Origin of the sequence: Agrobacterium tumefaciens, assembly GCA_025559845.1 — a bacterium.
In the GTDB taxonomy this organism is placed as follows: domain Bacteria; phylum Pseudomonadota; class Alphaproteobacteria; order Rhizobiales; family Rhizobiaceae; genus Agrobacterium.
Window position 1 is genome coordinate 680,837 of record CP048469.1, and the last position, 19,827, is coordinate 700,663.

Annotated in this window: 15 protein-coding genes and 1 pseudogene; 14 read left to right on the forward strand and 2 right to left on the reverse strand. The window is 58.6% G+C overall.

The features are described 5' to 3' along the window. Nucleotides 1-251 precede the first annotated feature (251 nt). The 14 genes from FY156_03320 to FY156_03385 all read left to right on the forward strand — a co-directional run bounded on the left by FY156_03320 (nucleotide 252) and on the right by FY156_03385 (nucleotide 16,830). Nucleotides 252-506: a hypothetical protein gene (locus FY156_03320; protein UXS00585.1), complete on the forward strand. Its 255-nt coding sequence runs from the start codon at nucleotides 252-254 to the stop codon at nucleotides 504-506. 97 nt (nucleotides 507-603) lie between these two features. Continuing rightward, nucleotides 604-1,275 carry a response regulator transcription factor gene (locus FY156_03325; protein UXS00586.1) on the forward strand — a complete coding sequence of 224 codons (672 nt, stop codon included), beginning with the start codon at nucleotides 604-606 and terminating at the stop codon, nucleotides 1,273-1,275. Continuing rightward, the gene (locus FY156_03330; protein ID UXS00587.1) at nucleotides 1,265-2,665 is read left to right on the forward strand and encodes a HAMP domain-containing histidine kinase; all 1,401 of its coding nucleotides are present in this window, start codon (nucleotides 1,265-1,267) and stop codon (nucleotides 2,663-2,665) included. The genes FY156_03325 and FY156_03330 overlap by 11 nt, the downstream gene beginning before the upstream one ends. Nucleotides 2,666-2,770: 105 nt before the next feature. Beyond that, on the forward strand, nucleotides 2,771-3,205 hold the full coding sequence (locus tag FY156_03335) for a hypothetical protein (protein ID UXS03009.1): 435 nt from the start codon (nucleotides 2,771-2,773) through the stop codon (nucleotides 3,203-3,205). A 136-nt stretch (nucleotides 3,206-3,341) separates the two neighbouring features. After that, nucleotides 3,342-4,487, forward strand: coding sequence for a c-type cytochrome biogenesis protein CcmI (ccmI, locus tag FY156_03340; GenBank protein ID UXS00588.1), 1,146 nt, complete (start codon nucleotides 3,342-3,344; stop codon nucleotides 4,485-4,487). Then, entirely contained in the window at nucleotides 4,484-4,963 is a 480-nt protein-coding gene (gene ccmE / locus FY156_03345) for a cytochrome c maturation protein CcmE (protein ID UXS00589.1), read from the forward strand. The genes ccmI and ccmE overlap by 4 nt, the downstream gene beginning before the upstream one ends. After that, complete coding sequence (locus tag FY156_03350) at nucleotides 4,960-6,951, forward strand: heme lyase CcmF/NrfE family subunit (protein ID UXS00590.1); 1,992 nt, start codon at nucleotides 4,960-4,962, stop codon at nucleotides 6,949-6,951. The genes ccmE and FY156_03350 overlap by 4 nt, the downstream gene beginning before the upstream one ends. Beyond that, nucleotides 6,951-7,403, forward strand: coding sequence for a cytochrome c-type biogenesis protein CcmH (locus FY156_03355; protein UXS03010.1), 453 nt, complete (start codon nucleotides 6,951-6,953; stop codon nucleotides 7,401-7,403). The genes FY156_03350 and FY156_03355 overlap by 1 nt, the downstream gene beginning before the upstream one ends. Before the next feature lie 154 nt (nucleotides 7,404-7,557). Further along, nucleotides 7,558-9,120 (forward strand): Do family serine endopeptidase, encoded by a 1,563-nt coding sequence (locus FY156_03360; protein UXS00591.1) that lies wholly within the window; start codon nucleotides 7,558-7,560, stop codon nucleotides 9,118-9,120. Nucleotides 9,121-9,231: 111 nt separating this feature from the next. Next, a complete protein-coding gene (locus tag FY156_03365; protein UXS00592.1) occupies nucleotides 9,232-9,990 on the forward strand; it encodes a response regulator transcription factor in 759 nt (252 codons plus the stop codon). A 9-nt stretch (nucleotides 9,991-9,999) separates the two neighbouring features. Continuing rightward, on the forward strand, nucleotides 10,000-11,409 hold the full coding sequence (locus FY156_03370; protein UXS03011.1) for a HAMP domain-containing protein: 1,410 nt from the start codon (nucleotides 10,000-10,002) through the stop codon (nucleotides 11,407-11,409). 158 nt (nucleotides 11,410-11,567) lie between these two features. Beyond that, complete coding sequence (locus FY156_03375; protein UXS00593.1) at nucleotides 11,568-11,993, forward strand: DUF393 domain-containing protein; 426 nt, start codon at nucleotides 11,568-11,570, stop codon at nucleotides 11,991-11,993. A gap of 59 nt (nucleotides 11,994-12,052) precedes the next feature. Next, nucleotides 12,053-13,747 carry a DUF4166 domain-containing protein gene (locus FY156_03380; protein ID UXS00594.1) on the forward strand — a complete coding sequence of 565 codons (1,695 nt, stop codon included), beginning with the start codon at nucleotides 12,053-12,055 and terminating at the stop codon, nucleotides 13,745-13,747. A 113-nt stretch (nucleotides 13,748-13,860) separates the two neighbouring features. After that, a complete protein-coding gene (locus FY156_03385) occupies nucleotides 13,861-16,830 on the forward strand; it encodes a bifunctional [glutamine synthetase] adenylyltransferase/[glutamine synthetase]-adenylyl-L-tyrosine phosphorylase (protein UXS00595.1) in 2,970 nt (989 codons plus the stop codon). A 44-nt stretch (nucleotides 16,831-16,874) separates the two neighbouring features. Here the strand turns inward: FY156_03385 and FY156_03390 are convergent, their stop codons facing one another. Continuing rightward, entirely contained in the window at nucleotides 16,875-19,211 is a 2,337-nt protein-coding gene (locus FY156_03390; protein ID UXS00596.1) for a PAS domain-containing protein, read from the reverse strand. A 243-nt stretch (nucleotides 19,212-19,454) separates the two neighbouring features. Then, nucleotides 19,455-19,770: pseudogene (locus FY156_03395) on the reverse strand (carboxymuconolactone decarboxylase family protein). Nucleotides 19,771-19,827 lie beyond the last annotated feature (57 nt).

The window sequence follows — 19,827 nt, forward strand, 5'->3', positions numbered from 1 at the left end:
CGGTTGGGCGACCTCTAAAGGCGGGCGATGCAGAAATACGATCGAAAGCGGGATGGATCGGCGCTCTTGCAGCGTTTTTCGGCTGTCTTCCAGCCGTTGCGGCCAGATTTGCGGAGGTGTGTAACCCCTCGCTTTTTCCCCGCCTTGCCGGTGGAAAAGCTGGCATTCATTTGCCATTCAGACGCTTTGCGCTACATATTCAGTCACAATACGATTTGACACGCACCCTGTCTTGTTTGGAAGTTTGTGCAATGGCATCACCTCTCATCATCGCGACGCTTGCAGCCGGGCTCTCCGGTTTCACGGCGCCCGAGGCTGATCTGCAGGGCCGTTACACTCTTGCTGCGAGCGATTGCAGTGCGGCCGTATCCCGCGTGGTCCGCGAAACTGGCGGACAGCTCCTTTCGGTTTATCCCTCCAATGACGGTCAGTCCTGTGTCGTGACGGTACTCGTTCAGGGCAATGGCGAACGTCCGCGCAAGGTTACGATGCGCGTTCCGATGTAGCCTTGCTCGCGGCATCAAAATATCGGAAAACAACCCTTATCAATACAAGAAGACCGAAGCACGAAAACAGGCTGCGGCGGACAGGAAAGGGCGGATCATGCGCATTCTCGTTGTCGAGGACGATGCAAACCTCAATCGCCAGTTGACCGATGCTTTGAAAGAAGCCGGTTATGTTGTCGATCAGGCATTCGATGGCGAAGAAGGCCATTATCTCGGCGACACGGAGCCTTATGATGCCATCGTGCTCGATATCGGTCTGCCGCAGATGGATGGTATCACCGTTGTGGAGAAATGGCGCGCTGCCGGCAAGGCAATGCCTGTCCTGATCCTCACGGCGCGCGATCGCTGGAGCGACAAGGTGGCCGGCATTGATGCGGGTGCCGATGACTACGTGACGAAGCCGTTCCATGTGGAAGAGGTTCTGGCGCGTGTTCGTGCTCTCATTCGCCGTGCTGCCGGTCATGCGTCATCCGAACTGGTCTGTGGCCCTGTGCGGCTCGATACGAAGTCGTCCAAGGCAACAGTCAACGGAACGACGCTGAAACTGACATCGCACGAATTCCGACTGCTCTCCTATCTCATGCATCACATGGGTGAGGTCGTGTCTCGGACAGAACTGGTCGAACACATGTACGATCAGGATTTCGATCGCGATTCCAACACGATCGAGGTTTTCGTTGGCCGCCTGCGTAAAAAGCTCGGCGTCGACCTGATCGAGACGATCCGTGGCCTCGGTTATCGGATGCAAGCGCCCGCAGATGCGAAGTAACTCACTCACCGCCCGCGTCCTTCTGCTCGCCTCACTTTGGTCGGTGCTGGCGCTGGTGGTGATTGCGGTGGTGATTTCCACGCTCTATCGTCAGGGCGTGGAGCGCAGCTTCACGGATCTTTTGCGCGCCCAGCTCTACAACGTGATCAACTCGATCACGATCTCAAACGAGAATACCCTTGCGGGCAGCCCGCAGCTCGGTGATCTCAGATTTTCACAGCCCGATACCGGCTGGTACTGGGTGGTGGAGCCGCTTGGCAATTTCCAGACCGCACCGCTGGTCTCGTCCTCGCTCGGCGTTGCCTCGCTGCCGGTGCCGGGGATTCTCGATGTACCCTTCGACAATCGCTACGAGCGTTTTTATGCCGTGACCGATGAAGCTGGCAATCGCGTGCAGGTCGCCGAAACGGAAGTGGTACTGGACGGTGAAGGGCGAGCTGCGCGTTTCCGCGTTTCCGGCAACCTCAACGTCGTCGAAGACGATGTTCGGGATTTTTCCAACAGCCTCTATCTGGCGCTCGCGGTTTTCGGTGTCGGCAGTCTTGTCGTCAATGGTCTTGCCATTCTCTATTCGTTGCGCCCGCTTGATCAGGCCCGTGTTGCACTTGGCAAGATTCGAGGCGGCGAAGCCGAAAGCCTCGAGGGCGAATTCCCACGGGAAATCCAGCCGCTGGCAAATGAGGTCAATGCGCTGATCGACAGCAACCGCCGTATCGTGGAGCGCGCCCGAATGCAGGTGGGTAATCTGGCGCACTCGCTGAAAACACCGATTGCCGTGTTGTTGAACGAAGCGCGGACGCTGGAACCGCAGCATGGTGATCTCGTACGGGCACAGGCAGATGCCATGCAGGCGCAGGTGCAGTCCTATCTGTCGCGTGCCCGTATCGCGGCCCAGCGCGGCTCGATACTGGCCCGTGCCGAGGCTGAACCGGCACTCGAGCGGCTGGTGCGCGTCATGCGCCGCCTGAACCCCGACAAGCAGTTCTCCCTGGTATTCGATGTGCCGGGCAGTGTTCTGGCGATGGAGCAGCAGGACCTCGAGGAAGTCGTCGGCAACCTCCTGGAAAATGCGGCCCGTTTCGCGAAGCATCAGGTGATCGTACGGGTCGCCGCAGGTACCCATCCGTCGTCAGACCCGGAGATTGCCCGCCGAGCCTGGATCGAACTGACGGTTGAGGATGACGGGCCGGGACTGGAGCCGGAACAGATCAGCGAAGCGATGAAGCGTGGCAGGCGCCTTGATGAAAGCCGACCGGGAACGGGTCTCGGTCTTTCCATCGTCAGCGAAGTGGTGTCGGAGTATCATGGCCGTTTCTCTTTGTCGCGCAGCGCGATTGGCGGTCTGAAGGCCGATCTGATTTTGCCTGGACTGTCGAAAGAACTTGCGTGATCCAAGAAAAAAAGCAAGAAATTCAATGGCGATACAATGCGTGCAATGCGATGGTAGTGAGGACTGAGTTTGGTTGACGTTTACGATAACGGCCGTTCCGTAACGATGCGTTCTCTGGTGTCGCGCCCTGTGCTTCTGTCGGTCCTCTGCGTATCGATGTTGAGCGCCTGCACGACGACAAACACGCGAACAGCAAGCAGTGGCGGTGGGCTGTTTGGCCGCTCGTCGCAGCCTTCCACGCCGTTCCTTGCCAATCTCCAGGGCGGTATCGTTGGACGCAGCGGTGTGCAGCTTGACCGTGGTGACCAGACAAAGGCGCTTGAGGCCGAATATCGTGCACTCGAGACTGCGCCGGTTGGAACACCGGTAAGCTGGACCGGCAACGATGCCAGCGGGCAGGTTATCGCCAACGCACCATACCAGGTCGGAAACCAGAATTGCCGGCAATATTCCCATACGCTGACGGTAGACGGCAAGGAAACGCGCGTGCGCGGTGCAGCCTGTCGCAACCCTGATGGAAGCTGGTCACCATTGACGTAAATCAAGGCGCAGTGTGCTTGCGTGATCCAGAACGCGCCTGTCGCTGGAAGAGTGGCATGCGACGTGATGTCTCAAATTTACGTCATTCCCAATACGCGTGTTTTCATGCGGCGCGCATTCGAGTAATTGAGCCTCTATGTTCTGGATTGTCGTTGCAATATTGACGGCGGCTGTCGCCATCGCCCTGATGTATCCGCTGATGCGGAAGACCGAGGTAGCTGAAAGCCGCCGCGACGGAGAGGTTGCCGTTTACCGCGATCAGCTCGCAGAGCTTGAGCGCGAGCGTCAGGCGGGCCTGATCGGTGACACGCAGGCTGAATATGCGCGCGCCGAAATCGGTCGTCGCCTGCTGGCCGCAGCCGATGCCGAGGAGACCGCGAGCTCCGTTCGCCCAAGCCGTCACAATCTGGCCGTCTCCTTCATAACAGTCCTGCTTCCAGCACTCGGTCTCTGTCTTTACATTTGGCAGGGAAGTCCGGATGCCCCGGACTTGCCGCTCGAAGCACGTCTTGAAAACCCCGGCAACGACATGAACCTGTTGATTGCCAAGGTTGAGAGACATCTGGCGCAGAATCCGGCGGATGGCGGTGGATGGGATGTGCTTGCACCGATCTACTTCAAGACCCAGCGTCTGGGTGACGCCGAAATGGCTTACCGCAATGCCATCCGTCTGCTGGGAGAAAATCCCGAACGCCTGACCGGTCTCGGCGAGACGCTGGTCGCAATGAATGACGGCATTGTCATCGAGGCTGCCCGGTCGTCCTTCGAGGATGCCGAGCGTCAGAGACCCGGTAATCCGCGGGCACGTTTCTATCTGGCGCTGTCTCTGGAGCAGGCTGGCAAGATGCCGGAAGCGCAGGCGGCGTTCACCGCACTTGCCAAGGATGCGCCGGCCGGTGCGCCGTGGCTGCCGCTTGTGCGTGAGCATATTGCCCGCACGGGCGGAGCCGGTACTGGTGGCGGAGCGCAGCCTGGACCAACGGCTGAAGATGTTGCCGCGGCAAAAGACATGGCGCCCGCCGACCGGCAGGCGATGATAGAGGGGATGGTCGAAAGCCTTGAGGCCAAGATGCGCGACAATCCTGCCGACTTTGAGGGATGGATGCGCCTGGTTCGGGCCTATGCCGTTCTGAAAAACGGCGACAGGGCGAATGAGGCGCTGAAGTCAGGTCTTGCCGCGTTCCCGCCGCAGGGTGAACAGGGCAAACAGCTTCTGGCGCTCGCCAGGGAACTCGGAATTTCCACTGACGGACTTGTGCCGCAGGAGGGGGCAACACAATGACCCGCAAACAGAAACGGCTTGCAATCATCGGCGGCGGCGTGAGCTTCATCATGATGGCGGTGCTGCTCGTCATGTTCGCCTTCGGCCAGTCGATCGCCTATTTCTACATGCCGGCCGATCTGGAGAAAACACCGGTCAATCCTGGCACACGCATTCGTCTGGGTGGACTGGTTGCGGAAGGCTCGGTCAAGCGTGGCGAGGGCAGGACTGTAAGCTTCACCGTCACCGACGGATCGGCCGCCGTGCCGGTGACCTATACCGGCATTCTGCCGGACCTATTCCGCGAGGGGCAGGGTGTGGTGACGGAAGGCACGTTTGATGCCGCGACACACGGTTTCGTTGCCGATAGCGTGCTGGCCAAGCACGACGAGAACTACATGCCGAAGGAAGTCGCGGACCGCCTGAAAGACAAGGGCCTGTGGCAGCACACCGAAGGCGACGGGGCTTCGACGGACAAGACCGGAGCGACGCAATGATCAACGAGATCGGTCACTATGCACTCGTTCTGGCGCTCGGCGTCGGTTTGATCGTCTCGATCCTGCCGGTCATCGGTGCCCGCCGCAACGACCGGGCGCTGATGGACATCGCATCGCTCGGCTCGGTGGTGATGTTTCTTCTGGTATCGTTGTCCTTCGCGGCTCTGACGCGCGCTTATGCTGTTTCGGATTTCTCCGTCCGCAACGTCTGGGAAAATTCCCATTCGCTGATGCCGATGCTCTACAAGCTGACAGGCGTGTGGGGAAATCACGAGGGGTCCATGCTGCTGTGGCTGCTGATCCTCGTATTCTTCAGTGCGCTCGTTTCCGTATTCGGGCGTAACCTGCCGGAGACGCTGAAAGCCAATGTCCTTTCCGTCCAGGCATGGATCGCCGTCGCGTTCCTGCTCTTCATTCTGCTGACGTCCAATCCCTTCCTGCGCCTTGATCCGGCGCCCGCCGAGGGACAGGATCTCAACCCGATCCTCCAGGATTTCGGTCTCGCCATTCATCCGCCACTGCTCTATCTCGGCTATGTCGGGTTTTCGGTCTGTTTCTCCTTTGCTGTTGCAGCGCTTATCGAAGGCCGGATTGATGCCGCATGGGCACGTTGGGTCAGGCCCTGGACGCTGGCAGCCTGGACGTTCCTGACGGCCGGTATCGCCATGGGGTCTTACTGGGCCTATTACGAGCTCGGTTGGGGTGGTTGGTGGTTCTGGGACCCGGTTGAAAACGCATCCTTCATGCCGTGGCTTGCCGGAACGGCTTTGTTGCATTCGGCTCTGGTCATGGAAAAGCGCGAGGCGCTGAAAATCTGGACAGTGCTGTTGGCGATCATGACGTTTTCGCTGTCGCTGCTCGGGACGTTCCTCGTTCGCTCCGGTGTTCTGACCTCGGTACACGCCTTCGCGACCGATCCAAGCCGTGGCATCTTCATCCTCTGTATCTTGATGATCTTCATCGGCGGTGCCTTTGCCCTGTTTGCCTGGCGGGCACCGGAGTTGAAGGCAGGCGGGTTGTTTGCGCCAATCTCGCGTGAAGGCGCGCTCGTTCTCAATAACCTGATCCTGACCGTTGCAACGGCGACCGTGTTGATCGGTACGCTCTATCCGCTGATCCTCGAAACATTGACGGGAGAGAAAATCTCCGTCGGCGCGCCGTTCTTCAATCTGACTTTCGGCCTGTTGATGGTGCCGATCCTGATCGTGACCCCGTTCGGTCCGCTGCTCGCCTGGAAACGCGGCGACCTGCTTGGAGCATTTCAGCGCCTTTATGTGGTTGCAGGGCTTGCCGCACTTGCCGGTCTGACGCTGTGGTACGTCGAAAACGGCGGCCCGGTTCTGGCAGCGCTTGGCATCGCTGCCGGTTTCTGGCTGGTGTTGGGCGCATTGGCTGATCTCTGGTATCGCGCCAATTTCGGCAAGCTCGCCTTCTCCATCGCTTTTCGACGTCTGAAGGGTCTGCCGCGTTCGGCCTTTGGAACAGCACTTGCTCATATGGGGCTCGGCATCACGGTGCTTGGCATCGTGATCGTCACCACCTTCGAAACCGAAACCGTGCTCGAAATGAAGCAGGGCATGACTGCTGAAGCTGGTGGCTACAGCCTGACCTTCGACGGCATACGCCATGCGGTCGGTCCAAACTTCACCGAGGATCGCGGTCATTTCACCGTTCGCAAGGCGGGCGTTGAAGTCGGCGATGTCTGGTCATCGAAGCGTCTCTATACCGCAAGACGCATGCCGACCACCGAAGCGGGTATCCTGACCTTCGGTTTGAGCCAGCTTTACGTGTCGCTCGGCGATCCCATGGAAGATGGCGGTATCGTCGTGCGTATCTGGTGGAAGCCTTTCATTCTCTGCATCTGGGGTGGAACGCTGTTCATGATGTTGGGCGGTTTCGTTTCGTTGTCCGACAGACGGTTGCGCGTCGGTGCGCCAAACCGCAAGGCAAAGCCGGTTAACGCGCCGACGCTGGAGGCTGCGGAATGATGCGAAAACTGCTTGTGGCGCTGCTGCTTTCACTCCTTGCCTTGCCGGCCTTTGCTTTCAATCCCGACGAGGTGTTGAAAGACCCGGTGCTGGAGGGGCGGGCGAGAAATCTGACGTCGCAGCTACGCTGCATGGTCTGCCAGAACCAGTCCATCGATGATTCCAACGCCGAACTGGCTCGCGATCTCAGAGTGTTGGTGCGCGAACGGTTGACGGAAGGTGACAGCGATCAGGCGGTGATCGATTACGTGGTGTCGCGCTACGGCGAGTTCGTGCTGCTGAAACCACGTCTCAGCCTGCGCACCGTTCTCCTTTGGAGCGCCCCCATTCTCCTCATTCTTGCCGGATCTTTTGCCGTTTTCGTGTTCTCCCGTCGCCGGGCTGCCTTGCCGCAAGGCACAATGTTGACGCCGGAAGAAGAAGCGAGAATCCGCGACCTTACTGAAAAATAAGCGGTTTATTTTCCGCGTCTGAAGTCTTTTCCAACATTACGATTTTTTCATTCGTCAGACACTTCGCTGTAAGGTGTCGCCTCTTATATCTTCATCATCCACCGCTTCCCCGGTCAAACGGGTTCCTGTCTGAATGAAGAAAGAAGGTACGAAAATGTCTAACTCGCAAAACGGACGTCCCTCGCTGAAGAATTTTCTGAAGGCAACGACCGTTGGCGGTCTTGCCGCGCTGATGCTCTCGACCGGTGTTGCTGCGCCAATCGCACAATCCTTCGCTGCTCCGGTTGAAGTCAACGCTCCGCAGGTTCCGAGCTTCGCCAACGTCGTCGATGCTGTTTCGCCTGCCGTTGTTTCTGTTCGCGTGCAGTCGAATGTCCAGCCTGCCTCCGATGACAGCAACAGCTTTTCCTTTAACTTCGGTGGACGCGGTCTTGACCAGCTTCCCGATGACCATCCGCTGAAGCGCTTCTTCAAGGAGTTCGGCGGCCCTAACATGGACCGTGGCGACCGCGGTGATCGTGGCCCGAACCGCCACCGTGATGGCAAGGGTCCGCTGCGTCCTGTTGCACAGGGCTCCGGCTTCTTCATCTCTGAAGACGGTTACGTGGTTACCAACAACCACGTCGTCGATGACGGTTCCGCTTATACGGTTGTCATGAACGACGGCACCGAACTCGATGCCAAGCTGGTTGGTCGCGATCCGCGCACCGATCTGGCTCTGCTCAAGGTCGATGTGAACCGCAAGTTCACCTATGTCCGCTTTGCCGATGACAGCAAGGTTCGTGTCGGTGACTGGGTTGTTGCAGTCGGTAACCCGTTCGGCCTCGGCGGTACTGTTACCTCGGGTATCATTTCTGCCCGTGGCCGCGACATCGGCTCCGGTCCTTACGACGATTACCTCCAGATTGATGCTGCTGTGAACCGTGGTAACTCTGGTGGTCCAGCCTTCAACCTCAACGGCGAAGTGGTCGGTATCAACACCGCGATCTTCTCTCCGTCGGGTGGTAACGTCGGTATCGCGTTTGCTATCCCGGCCTCCGTCGCCAAGGACGTGATTGCCGATCTTCAGAAGGACGGCAAGGTTGAGCGTGGTTGGCTCGGCGTGCAGATCCAGCCGGTAAGCAAGGATATTGCTGAATCGCTGGGTCTGTCTGAAGCAAGCGGTGCTCTGGTCGTTTCTCCGCAGGCCGGTTCTCCGGGCGACAAGGCCGGTATCAAGCAGGGTGACATCATCACCGCCGTTAACGGCGATCCGGTGAAGGATGCACGCGATCTCTCGCGTCGTATCGGTGGCATGGCGCCGAACAGCAAGATTGAAGTCTCGCTGTGGCGTGACGGCAAGTCTCAGTCGGTAACCGTGACGCTTGGCGATCTGGCAAGCGACGATGCCTCCAAGGCAACGCCGACCCAGAATGACGACAACGGCAGCCAGCCTTCCAGCGAAAAGGCTCTCTCCAGCCTCGGCCTGACGGTTGCGCCTTCCGATGACGGCAATGGCCTTGCCATCACCGATGTCGATCCTGATAGCGATGCCGCCGCTCGTGGCCTGAAGACGGGTGAAAAGATCACCTCGGTCAACAACCAGCAGGTTGCGTCCGCAGCCGATGTCGAGAAGATCCTCGAACAGGCCAAGAAGGACGGTCGTTCCAAGGCGCTGTTCCAGATCCAGACGGAAAATGGCAGCCGCTTCATCGCTCTCGATATCGATCAGGGCTGATGATCTGAACGGGACGGGGAGCGGCTTGTGCCGTCTCCCCGCCACCCCGATATGAAGCAGGACGCAGGCCGGCTCCCGTCGGCCTCCCGCCGTATATCCGGAGGACTTCTCGTGGAAAACAAGGTTCAGGAACTGTCTCCCGCATCTGTTTCCGGTTGTACGGAAAAGGGCGAGGGCGCTATTGTCCCGCACATGAAGATTCTAGTCATTGAAGACGACCTTGAGGCTGCTGCCTACATGACAAAGGCGTTCCGGGAAGCCGGAATTGTCGCCGATCACGCCAGCGACGGTGAGAGCGGTTTGTTCATGGGCTGCGAAAACGCCTATGATGTCATGGTCATCGACCGCATGCTGCCGCGTCGCGACGGACTGTCCGTCATCAGCGAACTGCGCCGTCGCGGTATCGAAACCCCGGTTCTGATCCTGTCCGCACTCGGACAGGTGGATGACCGTGTCACCGGGCTGCGTGCCGGTGGCGACGACTATCTGCCCAAACCCTACGCCTTTTCAGAGCTGCTCGCCCGTATCGAGGTGCTGGGCCGCCGCAAGGGCAAACCCGAACAGGACATGGTTTATCGTGTTGGCGATCTGGAACTGGATCGGCTCTCCCACGACGTGCGCCGCAACGGCAAGGAAATCCTGCTGCAGCCGCGCGAATTCCGTCTGCTGGAATATCTGATGAAAAATGCCGGACAGGTCGTGACCCGTACCATGCTCCTTGAAAATGTCTGGGACTATCATTTCGATCCCCAGACCAATGTTATCGACGTGCATGTTTCCCGTCTCCGCTCGAAAATCGAGAAGGACTTCGAGAAGCCGCTTTTGAAGACCATTCGCGGCGCGGGTTACATGATGAAGGACGAGGGCTGATTGGCGAAAATGGCCCGCCTTAGAATATTGTTCCGGTCCACAGCGGTCCGTCTGTCGGCGCTTTATATCCTGCTGTTTGCACTGTGCGCCGCTTTCCTGGTGTTTTACGTTACGGCTTTGTCGGAGCGCCTGCTGAACCAGCAGACGCGTGATGCCGTGTTACAGGAAGTGGCCGATGTGCAGCGCATCTATGGCCGCGGCGGTATCAATCCGCTCCTGCGGATGATGGAGCGTCGGGCACGCCAGCCGGGAGCAAGCCTCTACATCATCGCTGGACCGAACGGTGAAATTCTTGCTGGTAATGTCGCCTCCGTGGAACCGGGCGTGTTCGACAAGGAGGGCTGGACCGGCTTCCCCTTTAGCTACGAGCGTTACTCGGAGAGCGGAGACAGTGTGCAGCATCTGGCGACCGCCAATGTTTTCACGCTGGACAATGGCCTGCGCATCCTGATCGGACGCGACCTTGGTGAACCAACCAAATTCCGGGCACTGGTCCGCAACGCGCTGATGGTTGCGCTGGCGATCATGAGTGCCGGTGCGCTGCTCATCTGGTTCGGCATTGGTCGCAACGCCCTGAAACGCATCGACCGCATGTCTGCCGCCACGAAAAAGATCATGGCGGGCGATCTCTCACAGCGTCTGCCGCAAGGCCGCTCCGGGGATGAGTTCGATCGTCTGTCGGGCTCGCTCAATGCAATGCTTGGTCGCATCGAGAAGCTGAATGAGGGGTTGCGGCAGGTTTCCGACAACATCGCCCATGACCTCAAGACACCGCTGACGCGATTGAGAAACAAGGCCGCCGACGCATTGAACGATACCGATGAAACGAAGCGGCGCGCTGCCCTTGAAGGGATCATCGCGGAATCCGACCAGCTCATCCGTACCTTCAATGCGCTTCTGATGATTTCTCGTGTTGAGGCAGGTTCCATTGCTGCCGAAATGACCGATGTGGATGTGTCTGCAATCGCTGCCGACAGTGCGGAACTTTACGAGCCTGTTGCAGAAGACGCCGGGCTGGTTCTGACGACCGAGATCGAGGAGGGGTTGTCCGTCAAGGGCAATCGCGAACTGATCGGTCAGGCACTTTCCAACCTTATCGACAACGCGATGAAATATGCGAGCGAAGCCGAGGGAGAGAAGAAGCTTGTTGTCCGGCTGACAAAACAGCATGATTCCATCATGCTCTCCGTCGCCGACGACGGGCCGGGAGTTCCCGCTGACAAGCGTGAGGAAGTGCTGAAACGGTTCGTGCGACTGGATGAAAGTCGCTCCAAGCCAGGAACAGGACTCGGTCTTTCTCTCGTGGAGGCCGTTATGGAGTTGCACGGTGGTTCATTGGCGCTATCAGACACCAATCCAGCCAATGCCACATCTCCGGGCCTGACCGTTTCCATGGTTTTTCCAGTCGCAAAATTGTAGCCGGCAGGAGATTATCGTCGACTTCCGGGTGACTGCTGGTGCGTCAAATGGCGCCTGTTCTTTTGTGTTGAACTGAAGAATATTGATCGAAATATTGCTCTTTGGTTCATTGTGATCTCTGTGTTTTTCATGGCGATCGGCACAAGGAAGACTGACAGATGGCAAGCCCGGCCCCGGCGGATATGGAACGGCAAGGTCCGATCATTCTCTTCGATGCCGAATGCGTTCTGTGCGCCGCAAATGCGCAATTCGTCCTGAAACACGACAGGGCAGGACATTTTCGGCTGGCCTCCATGCAGGGCGTCATCGGCGCGGAAATCTACCGACGTCACGGTATGGACCCGAAAAACCCGGTCAGCCTTCTGCTTGTCGATGGCGACAGGATTCGCCAGGACAGTGACGCCGTTCTCGGCATCTACGAAGCGCTAGGCTTTCCTTGGCGGTTGCTCGGCATAGTGCGTGTCATCCCCGCTTTTCTGCGCGATCCTGTGTATCGCCTTGTCGCGCGCAACCGATATCGCTGGTTCGGGAAACGGCAGGAGTGCTGGGTCGCGCCGCCCGAATACAGGAGCCGAATTCTTTGAGCGGGAAGTGCAGGCGTTTTTAAAGATAGTCATTTGAAAATCGATTGGGGTGTGCGTCGGTGAAGATATTGATCCTCGGCGGTTATGGTGTGTTTGGCGGTCGGCTTGCAGAACTTCTTGCAGATATGTCCGGTCTGGAAATTCTGGTCTGCGGTCGAACCTTGACCCGTGCCGAGGCCTTTTGTGCGGGCTATAAGGGGCGGCCGAAACTTACGCCCGTCGCACTCGATCGTCAGGATATTAAAACTGCCTTGCACGTCCATGCTCCCGGTCTCGTTGTCGATGCCTCGGGCCCTTTTCAGGATTACGGGACCGAACGCTACGCAGTCATAGAAGCGTGTCTTGAGGCACATATCGATTATCTGGACTTTGCCGATGCCGCCGACTTTGTTTTCGGTGTCAGCCAGTTCGATGCCCGCGCGAAGTCAGCGGGTATGTTCGTTCTCTCAGGCGTCAGCAGTTTTCCCGTTTTGACGGCAGCTGTTTTGCGCGAGATCGCCAAGGAGATGGACGTCGTCTCGGTACAAGGTGGCATTGCGCCTTCTCCTTATGCCGGAATTGGTCTGAACGTGATGCGCGCCGTGGCGGGTTATGCCGGGGCGCCGGTCAAGCTCTGGCGAGACGGCAAGCACGCTCACGGCATTGGGCTGGCGGAAAGCATGCGCTACACGGTGGCTGTTCCCGGAAAGCTCCCGCTCAGGAACGTGCACTTCTCACTTGTCGATGTGCCGGACCTGCAGGTGATCCCGCCGGAACATGCGACAATGAAAGATATCTGGATGGGTGCCGGTCCCACGCCTGAAATTCTGCACCGCATGCTCAACCTGCTGGCAAAAGCGCGAGCGCGTTTTGGTTTGCCGTCCTTCGAACCGCTCTCTGTCTTTTTCTATACCGTCTTGAACTTGTTGCGCTTTGGTGAACACCGGGGCGGCATGTTTGTGCACGCCCACGGTCTGGCAGACGGCAAGCCCACGGAGATGAGCTGGCATATGTTGGCGGAGGGGGACGATGGTCCTTACATCCCCTCGATGGCAATAGAAGCGATCATTCGCAAATTGCAGGCTGGTGAGCGACCGCAACCAGGTGCCCGCTCGGGCGCCCACGCGCTTGATCTTGCCGATTACGAAAGGCTATTTCGCCGCAAGACCATTTTCACCGGTTTCCGCCGTGACGAACCGGCTGTGCCCTTGTTTCGCAAGGTGCTGGGCTCGGCCTTTGACGATCTGCCGCCGCGACTGCGCGAACTGCACGAAAGTCTTGCAACCCAGGACTGGCACGGCTTTGCTGAGGTCCGTCGCGGACAAGGCATCATGGCGCGAATGATCTCCGCACTATTCGGCTTTCCCAAAGCGGCAGATCAGGTGCCCGTCAGCGTAACACTTACTCCTGAGAAAGACGGGGAGCGCTGGACACGCAACTTCGGCGGAAGACGCTTCTCGTCTGTTCAGTCACCTGGCTTCGGCAAGGATACGTATCTGCTGCTGGAACGTTTCGGCATCGTCACGGTGGCCCTTGCACTTGTGCTGCATGATGGCCGGTTGGCGTTCGTTCCGCGTCGCTGGCGCGTGTTGGGCGTCCCGTTGCCCGGCTTCCTGCTGCCATCAGGTGCGAGTTTTGAAACACAGGAAGGCAACGATTTCTGTTTCGACATCGATATTTCGCTGCCGTTGATCGGCCCGATCGTTGCGTACAAGGGAAGGCTGCAACCAGCGCAGGCGCGGCAGGATTTGCCGGTCATTGAAGAGGTCGCCTAGCTCTAGAGGAGGTGGCTCATCTCACCCGGTGAGCGGAAATCGATTTGGATTTCCGCTCCAATGCGGTAGGGACGATATGCAGGTATGGGACCCTGCAGGCAGGGAGAGAGACAGTGCAGAAGACAAATGCCGAAGGCAAATGGCTTGGTGACGTTCAGCCGGATGTGATCCGCCCTTATACGCGGGCCGAACTGAAGTCGGTGTTGTCGACGCTGAAGGACATCGGTCGTAGCGAACCCGCTGTGGCGGATCTGCTTGCGGGAGAAAGCACGCTCAAGACCTTCATTGCCAACGCCTTTACTCTTTCGCCTTATCTGCGTGACATCGCCACGGCGGACGAAGGTTTGCTGACGCTTGCCATATCTGGTCCGGTTGAGCCACTGCTCGCAACGCTGGTGGAGGAAGCGCGCGATAGCTGGAAGCCTGCGGGAGATGCAGGAACCCCTGTTGAAAACGAAGTCATGTCGAGGCTTCGTATCGCCAAACGCCGGCTTTCCTTCATCGCCGCACTTGCCGATCTCGCACGGATCTTCACCGCCCGCGACACAACGCGCTGGTTGAGCGATATGGCGGATGCGTCGCTCTCAGCAGCCATCGACCATCTTCTGCTTGCAGCGCACGAGGGCGGAAAACTGGTCCTCAAGGATGTGGCTGCACCGAGCGAAAGTTCGGGCCTGATCGTTCTCGGAATGGGCAAACTCGGCGCGCACGAACTGAACTATTCATCCGATATCGACGCAGTTGTCTTTTTCGAGCCGTCCGCAGGCATCATGAAAGACCCGCTCGATGCGACCGAGAATTTTGGTCGCATGATGCGCCGTCTCGTCCGCATCATGCAGGAGCGCACCGCAGACGGTTATGTGTTCCGCACCGATTTGCGACTTCGCCCGGACCCCGGCTCGACGCCCCTTGCCATTCCGGTTGAAGCAGCGCTGACCTATTACGAGGGCAGGGGTCAGAACTGGGAGCGCGCCGCCTACATCAAGGCGCGTCCGGTTGCAGGCGATCTGAAGGCAGGCGCCAACTTCCTGCGCGAACTGACGCCCTTCATCTTCCGCAAATATCTTGATTATGCGGCGATTGCCGACATCCATTCGATCAAGCGGCAAATCCATGCCCACAAGGGACATGGCGCGATTGCCGTGAAGGGGCACAACGTCAAGCTCGGGCGTGGCGGTATTCGCGAAATAGAGTTCTTCGCCCAGACGCAGCAGTTGATTGCCGGCGGTCGTATGCCGGCATTGCGCGTCCACTCCACCGAGCAGGCGCTGGCTGCCTTGACCGAAGCGAAATGGATCGATCCGGAAACCCGCGATAGTCTGGCGGACGCTTACTGGTTTCTGCGTGAGGTGGAACACCGCATCCAGATGGTACGGGACGAGCAGACCCACACCTTGCCGGACAGCGAGTCCGAACTGAAACGCATCGCCTTCATGCTTGGTTTTGCTGACACCAAGGCCTTTGCCGAAAAGCTGGAGGGTGTGTTGCGTCTGGTGGAGCGCAAATATTCCGCCCTGTTCGAACAGGAAGTGAAGCTGTCAGGCGATGGTGGCAACCTGGTTTTCACCGGCCAGAAAGACGACCCGGATACGCTGAAGACCTTGGCTTCGCTTGGTTTCCAACGGCCGGAAGATATTTCCCGCGTCATCCGCACCTGGCACAATGGCCGCTATAGGGCAACGCAATCGGTGGAAGCACGCGAACGACTGACGGAATTGACGCCGGACCTGCTGAAAGCCTTTGGCGAAAGCACGCGCGCGGATGAGGCGCTACTGCGGTTCGACAATTTCCTCTCCGGTCTGCCTGCTGGTATCCAGCTCTTTTCGTTGCTCGGCAACAATCCGGCGCTTCTGTCGCTGCTGGTAACGATCATGTCATCGGCGCCAAGGCTTGCCGAAATCATCGCAGCCCGTCCACATGTGTTCGATGGCATGCTTGATCCCGCTCTGATGAGCGATATTCCGACGCGCGATTATCTTGCTGCCCGCATGGACAATTTCCTGTCTTCTGCGGTTCACTACGAGGACGTTCTGGATCGGCTGCGCATCTTCGCCGCCGAACAACGCTTCCTGATCGGTGTGCGACTGCTGACTGACGCCATCCATGGCGATATTGCCGCCCGCGCTTTTACCCATCTTGCCGATCTGGTGATCGAGGCGGCACTGAAAGCAGTGCTGGCGGAAATGGAAACGGCGCATGGTCAATATCCCGGTGGCCGGGTCGCTGTCATGGGCATGGGCAAGCTTGGTTCGTTCGAACTCACAGCAGGTTCGGATGTCGACCTGATCCTGCTTTATGACTACGACGACACCGCACATGAATCGACTGGTGCCAAACCGCTCGATGCCGTGCGCTACTTTACCCGTGTCACACAAAGGCTGATCTCGGCACTTTCCGCCCCGACGGCGGAAGGGGTGCTCTATGAAGTCGACATGCGCCTTCGCCCTTCGGGCAACAAAGGTCCGGTCGCGACACGCATCGCAGCCTTTGAGAAGTATCAGCGCACGGAGGCCTGGACCTGGGAGCATATGGCCCTGTCGCGCGCAAGGCTCATCTGCGGCGACGCCTCGTTGATCGAGGATGCCGGAAAGATCGTTGCGTCAATCCTGTCCGAGAAACGGGATGTGTCGAAAGTCTCCGCAGATGTTCTTGAAATGCGCTCGCTGATTGAGCAGGAAAAACCGCCGGAAAACATCTGGGACTTCAAGCTTATCCCCGGTGGTTTGATCGATCTGGAGTTCATCGCGCAATTTCTGGCGTTGGTCGGACCTGCCAAGGGACTGCCTGCGCACAAGCCCGGCCTGAGTACACGCGAAGCGCTTCACGCCATGGCAGCGGGAACAATGGACCCGATGGCCTTCGACGACTGCATGAAGGCGATGGCGCTTTACACGGAAATTTCGCAGATCGTCCGTCTGTGTATCGATGGCGGCTTCAATCCGAAGGAAGCCCCGGCAGGTCTGGTCGACCTTGTCTGCCGTGCGGGAGATTGCCCCAATATTCAGACCCTGGAAGGTGAGGTGAAGCGACTGTCGAAGGCGGTGCGCAAAGCCTATCAGTCAACGGTCAAGAATGGCGGCTGACGGGCCAACGTCTTGAACGGAAGCCCATTTCTGCCGTTGCGATATCAATGCTTCGTGCCGCAACGCGCCTCGGCATGGGGAATGACAATCGTGACCACCGTGCCCTTGCCCTCGCTGGAGCGGATTTTCATCGTGCCACCATGCAGCTTGACGAGTGAGCGCGAAATGGCGAGGCCGAGACCCGAACCGCCCTGGCTCTTGGCATATTGGCTTTGTACCTGCTCGAAAGGTTGGCCAATCTTGTCGAGCGCCTTGGCGGGAATGCCGATGCCTGTATCGGCAATTGTCAGCATAAGGGCGGCTTCATGAACGTGGGTGCGAAGCGCGATGTGACCGCCGTCTCCCGTGAACTTCACGGCATTGGACAAAAGGTTCAGCATGATCTGCTTCATGGCACGGCGGTCGCCATGCATAGTCAGGCCTGAGCAGACGCGCTGGTGAACGGTAATGGCCTTCTGTTCCGCCTGAATGGCGGTAAGCCGCAGCGTTTCCTCGATCAGCGGAGCAAGATCGACCGTCTCGCGGTTGATGCGCATATGTCCTGCTTCGATCTTCGACATGTCGAGAATGTCGTTGATGACGTTCAGCAGGTGTTTGCCGCTGTCGTGGATGTCGCGCGCATATTCGGAATATTTCGGTGAGCCCACCGGACCGAACATTTCCGCCAGGAGGATTTCTGAAAAGCCCAGAATGGCGTTGAGCGGCGTGCGCAGTTCATGGCTCATATTGGCAAGGAACTCTGACTTCGCCTTGTTGGCAGCCTCTGCGCGTTCTTTTTCTGATAGGTAATTGGCGTTGACCGCAGATAGCTCTGTCTTCTGGCGCTCCAGCTTGTGTTGCGAGGCCGAGAGATCGCCAATCGTTGCCATCAAGCGACGCTCGGATTCGCGCAGGCGCTCCTGATGGCGCTTGAGAAGCGAGATGTCGGTGCCGACAGAGACAAGTCCGCCGTCGCGGGTACGGCGTTCGTTGATCTGCAGCCAGCGATCATCGGCAAGCTGCACTTCCATAGTGCGGGAGAGCCCGGATTGATCGGGATCGGCAACGCGGCGTTCCGTAACCGGACGCGAGGCGGCAGCCAGCAGAACAGCCTTTTCGGTGCCAGCGACGAGAACGCTGTCCGGCAGGCCGTAAGCCTGCTGGTAATGGGTGTTGCACATCACCAGACGGTCGTTCTTGTCCCAGAGAACGAAGGCTTCCGAGGTGGATTCGATCGCGTCAGCGAGGCGCTGATCGGCCTCTGCATAACGTTGTGCCAGACGGTGCTGCTCGGTGACATCCATGGCGATGCCGATCACACGCGGACCATTGTTCGTGCGGATGACCTGGGCACGGGCGCGCAGCCAGACGTAATGTCCCTTGGAGTGGCGCATACGGAAGATCTGGTCGATCTGGCGAAGGTTGCCACAACCCACAGCGCGGGCGAGTTCGTAGAGGTTGCCGTCCTCGGAATGCATCATGCGGGCGGCGTCGGAGAAGGACAGGGGCGCTGCCTTCGGCGGCATGCCCAGAATTTCATAGAGCGATCCCGACCAGAACATGCGCCGGGTGGACAGGTCGAAATCCCAGAGACCGCAACGGCCGCGCGACAGCGCGGTCTCAACCCGCAGGTTGGATTCTGCAAAAATATCGTCCGCATCGCGGGCGCGTCTGACCTGCATGTAGTAGGCGTAGAGGATAACGAGCAGGATGGCGGAAATGCCTGCGAACAGCGTCACGTTCATGGCAATTTCGCTGCGCCAGAAAGAGCGGATCGGCTCAAGCGACCTGGCGGCAATCACCATGCTGCCGTCGCTGCCGAACGGGATCATCGTGGCGTAGTGCTGGATGCCGTCGATCGTGGTCTCGACGGTGCCGGGCGCACCCGGAAAGCGCTGGACGATGGCAATTTCCGGCAGCAGCGCGGGAAGGGCGGTGCCAATGTAAAGCGGCGCTTGCTTGCCTGCACCGGCAAAGATCCGGCCATTGCTGCCTGACAGCAAAACCAGGGTCCCATCGGCAAGACTGCCCGGCGGCAACGCGGCCAGCAGGCTTGTTTCCGCAGGCGTGCGATCCTGCACGGCGAAAACCTTGCCATTGTTGAGTAGGGCCGCCTTTGCCGTAAGCGCGGTCAAGGCCGTGCTGTGGCGGGCCGCTTCTTCCATGCGGCTGTATTCGGAAACGATACCAAGGACGCGCGATGCCGCAACGACAACGAGGAACGCCAGAATAAGAATAGGAATCAAGCGCTTGAGCAGGCTTTCAACCTGCGGAATTCGCCGCTCGTCGCCATCCATCAGACCCATCAGGTCACTGGAGAGGCGCTCTCCCCAGGCCGCAAAGTCTGAAAATTTGGCATACGGCCGCTCATCGCCCGCAGTCGCCCGCCGCACGTTCGTCATTGTCCCGCCTTGTGATTGTCCCTCATGGAATTCGAAGCGCCGCCGCCCGAATCTGCCTTAATGAATCATTTGCGATTCGCCGTGTCCAGAGGGAGAAGTTAAAAGAATTTTAACCCTTTGAACCGACTCCGCATTTTTTCACGCCGATTGGAGAGGTGATTCCACCGTCGCTGTCGTTGCCGAAAAACAGGATGCCGACGCACCGCTTTTCATTGGTCAGGACGCTTAGCCGGAAACGGTTTTTCACGCTTGCGAATAGGCATAGAGAGCAGGCCCCAGCGTCTGGACAAACACCATTGCCTGCGGCCGGAAGCCCCGCCACTAAGGTGCTGATGATGTCCTCGCGGTTCGCCGCGAGCACTTTGGCCTCGAGACTGTGCAAGGCAGGGCCGCCATCCAACTGAACGCCACAAGAACTCCGATATAGATCACGCACTGTGTTTTCGGATCTAGCATCAAAGCCGCCAAAGAGTTTGGACAGCTTCAACTCAGGCGACCTGTCGTGGGGCTTCGCGATGAAGCACTGAAACGATGTGCTGATTTGGGACATGTCAGATATGAAGTTCACCACCCGATCGTACCGTCTGCTTGATCGGGCTGAAGAAACAAATCCGCC

What these genes read in the sequence shown, in the direction of transcription:
- FY156_03350 (UXS00590.1), top strand. Translation starts at nt 4,960, where the DNA reads ATGATCAACGAGATCGGTCACTATGCACTCGTTCTGGCGCTCGGCGTC.
- FY156_03330 (UXS00587.1), top strand. Translation starts at nt 1,265, where the DNA reads ATGCGAAGTAACTCACTCACCGCCCGCGTCCTTCTGCTCGCCTCACTT.
- FY156_03335 (UXS03009.1), top strand. Translation starts at nt 2,771, where the DNA reads ATGCGTTCTCTGGTGTCGCGCCCTGTGCTTCTGTCGGTCCTCTGCGTA.
- ccmI (UXS00588.1), top strand. Translation starts at nt 3,342, where the DNA reads ATGTTCTGGATTGTCGTTGCAATATTGACGGCGGCTGTCGCCATCGCC.
- FY156_03320 (UXS00585.1), top strand. Translation starts at nt 252, where the DNA reads ATGGCATCACCTCTCATCATCGCGACGCTTGCAGCCGGGCTCTCCGGT.
- FY156_03325 (UXS00586.1), top strand. Translation starts at nt 604, where the DNA reads ATGCGCATTCTCGTTGTCGAGGACGATGCAAACCTCAATCGCCAGTTG.
- FY156_03375 (UXS00593.1), top strand. Translation starts at nt 11,568, where the DNA reads ATGGCAAGCCCGGCCCCGGCGGATATGGAACGGCAAGGTCCGATCATT.
- FY156_03355 (UXS03010.1), top strand. Translation starts at nt 6,951, where the DNA reads ATGCGAAAACTGCTTGTGGCGCTGCTGCTTTCACTCCTTGCCTTGCCG.
- FY156_03370 (UXS03011.1), top strand. Translation starts at nt 10,000, where the DNA reads ATGGCCCGCCTTAGAATATTGTTCCGGTCCACAGCGGTCCGTCTGTCG.
- FY156_03390 (UXS00596.1), bottom strand. Translation starts at nt 19,211, where the DNA reads ATGACGAACGTGCGGCGGGCGACTGCGGGCGATGAGCGGCCGTATGCC.
- ccmE (UXS00589.1), top strand. Translation starts at nt 4,484, where the DNA reads ATGACCCGCAAACAGAAACGGCTTGCAATCATCGGCGGCGGCGTGAGC.
- FY156_03360 (UXS00591.1), top strand. Translation starts at nt 7,558, where the DNA reads ATGTCTAACTCGCAAAACGGACGTCCCTCGCTGAAGAATTTTCTGAAG.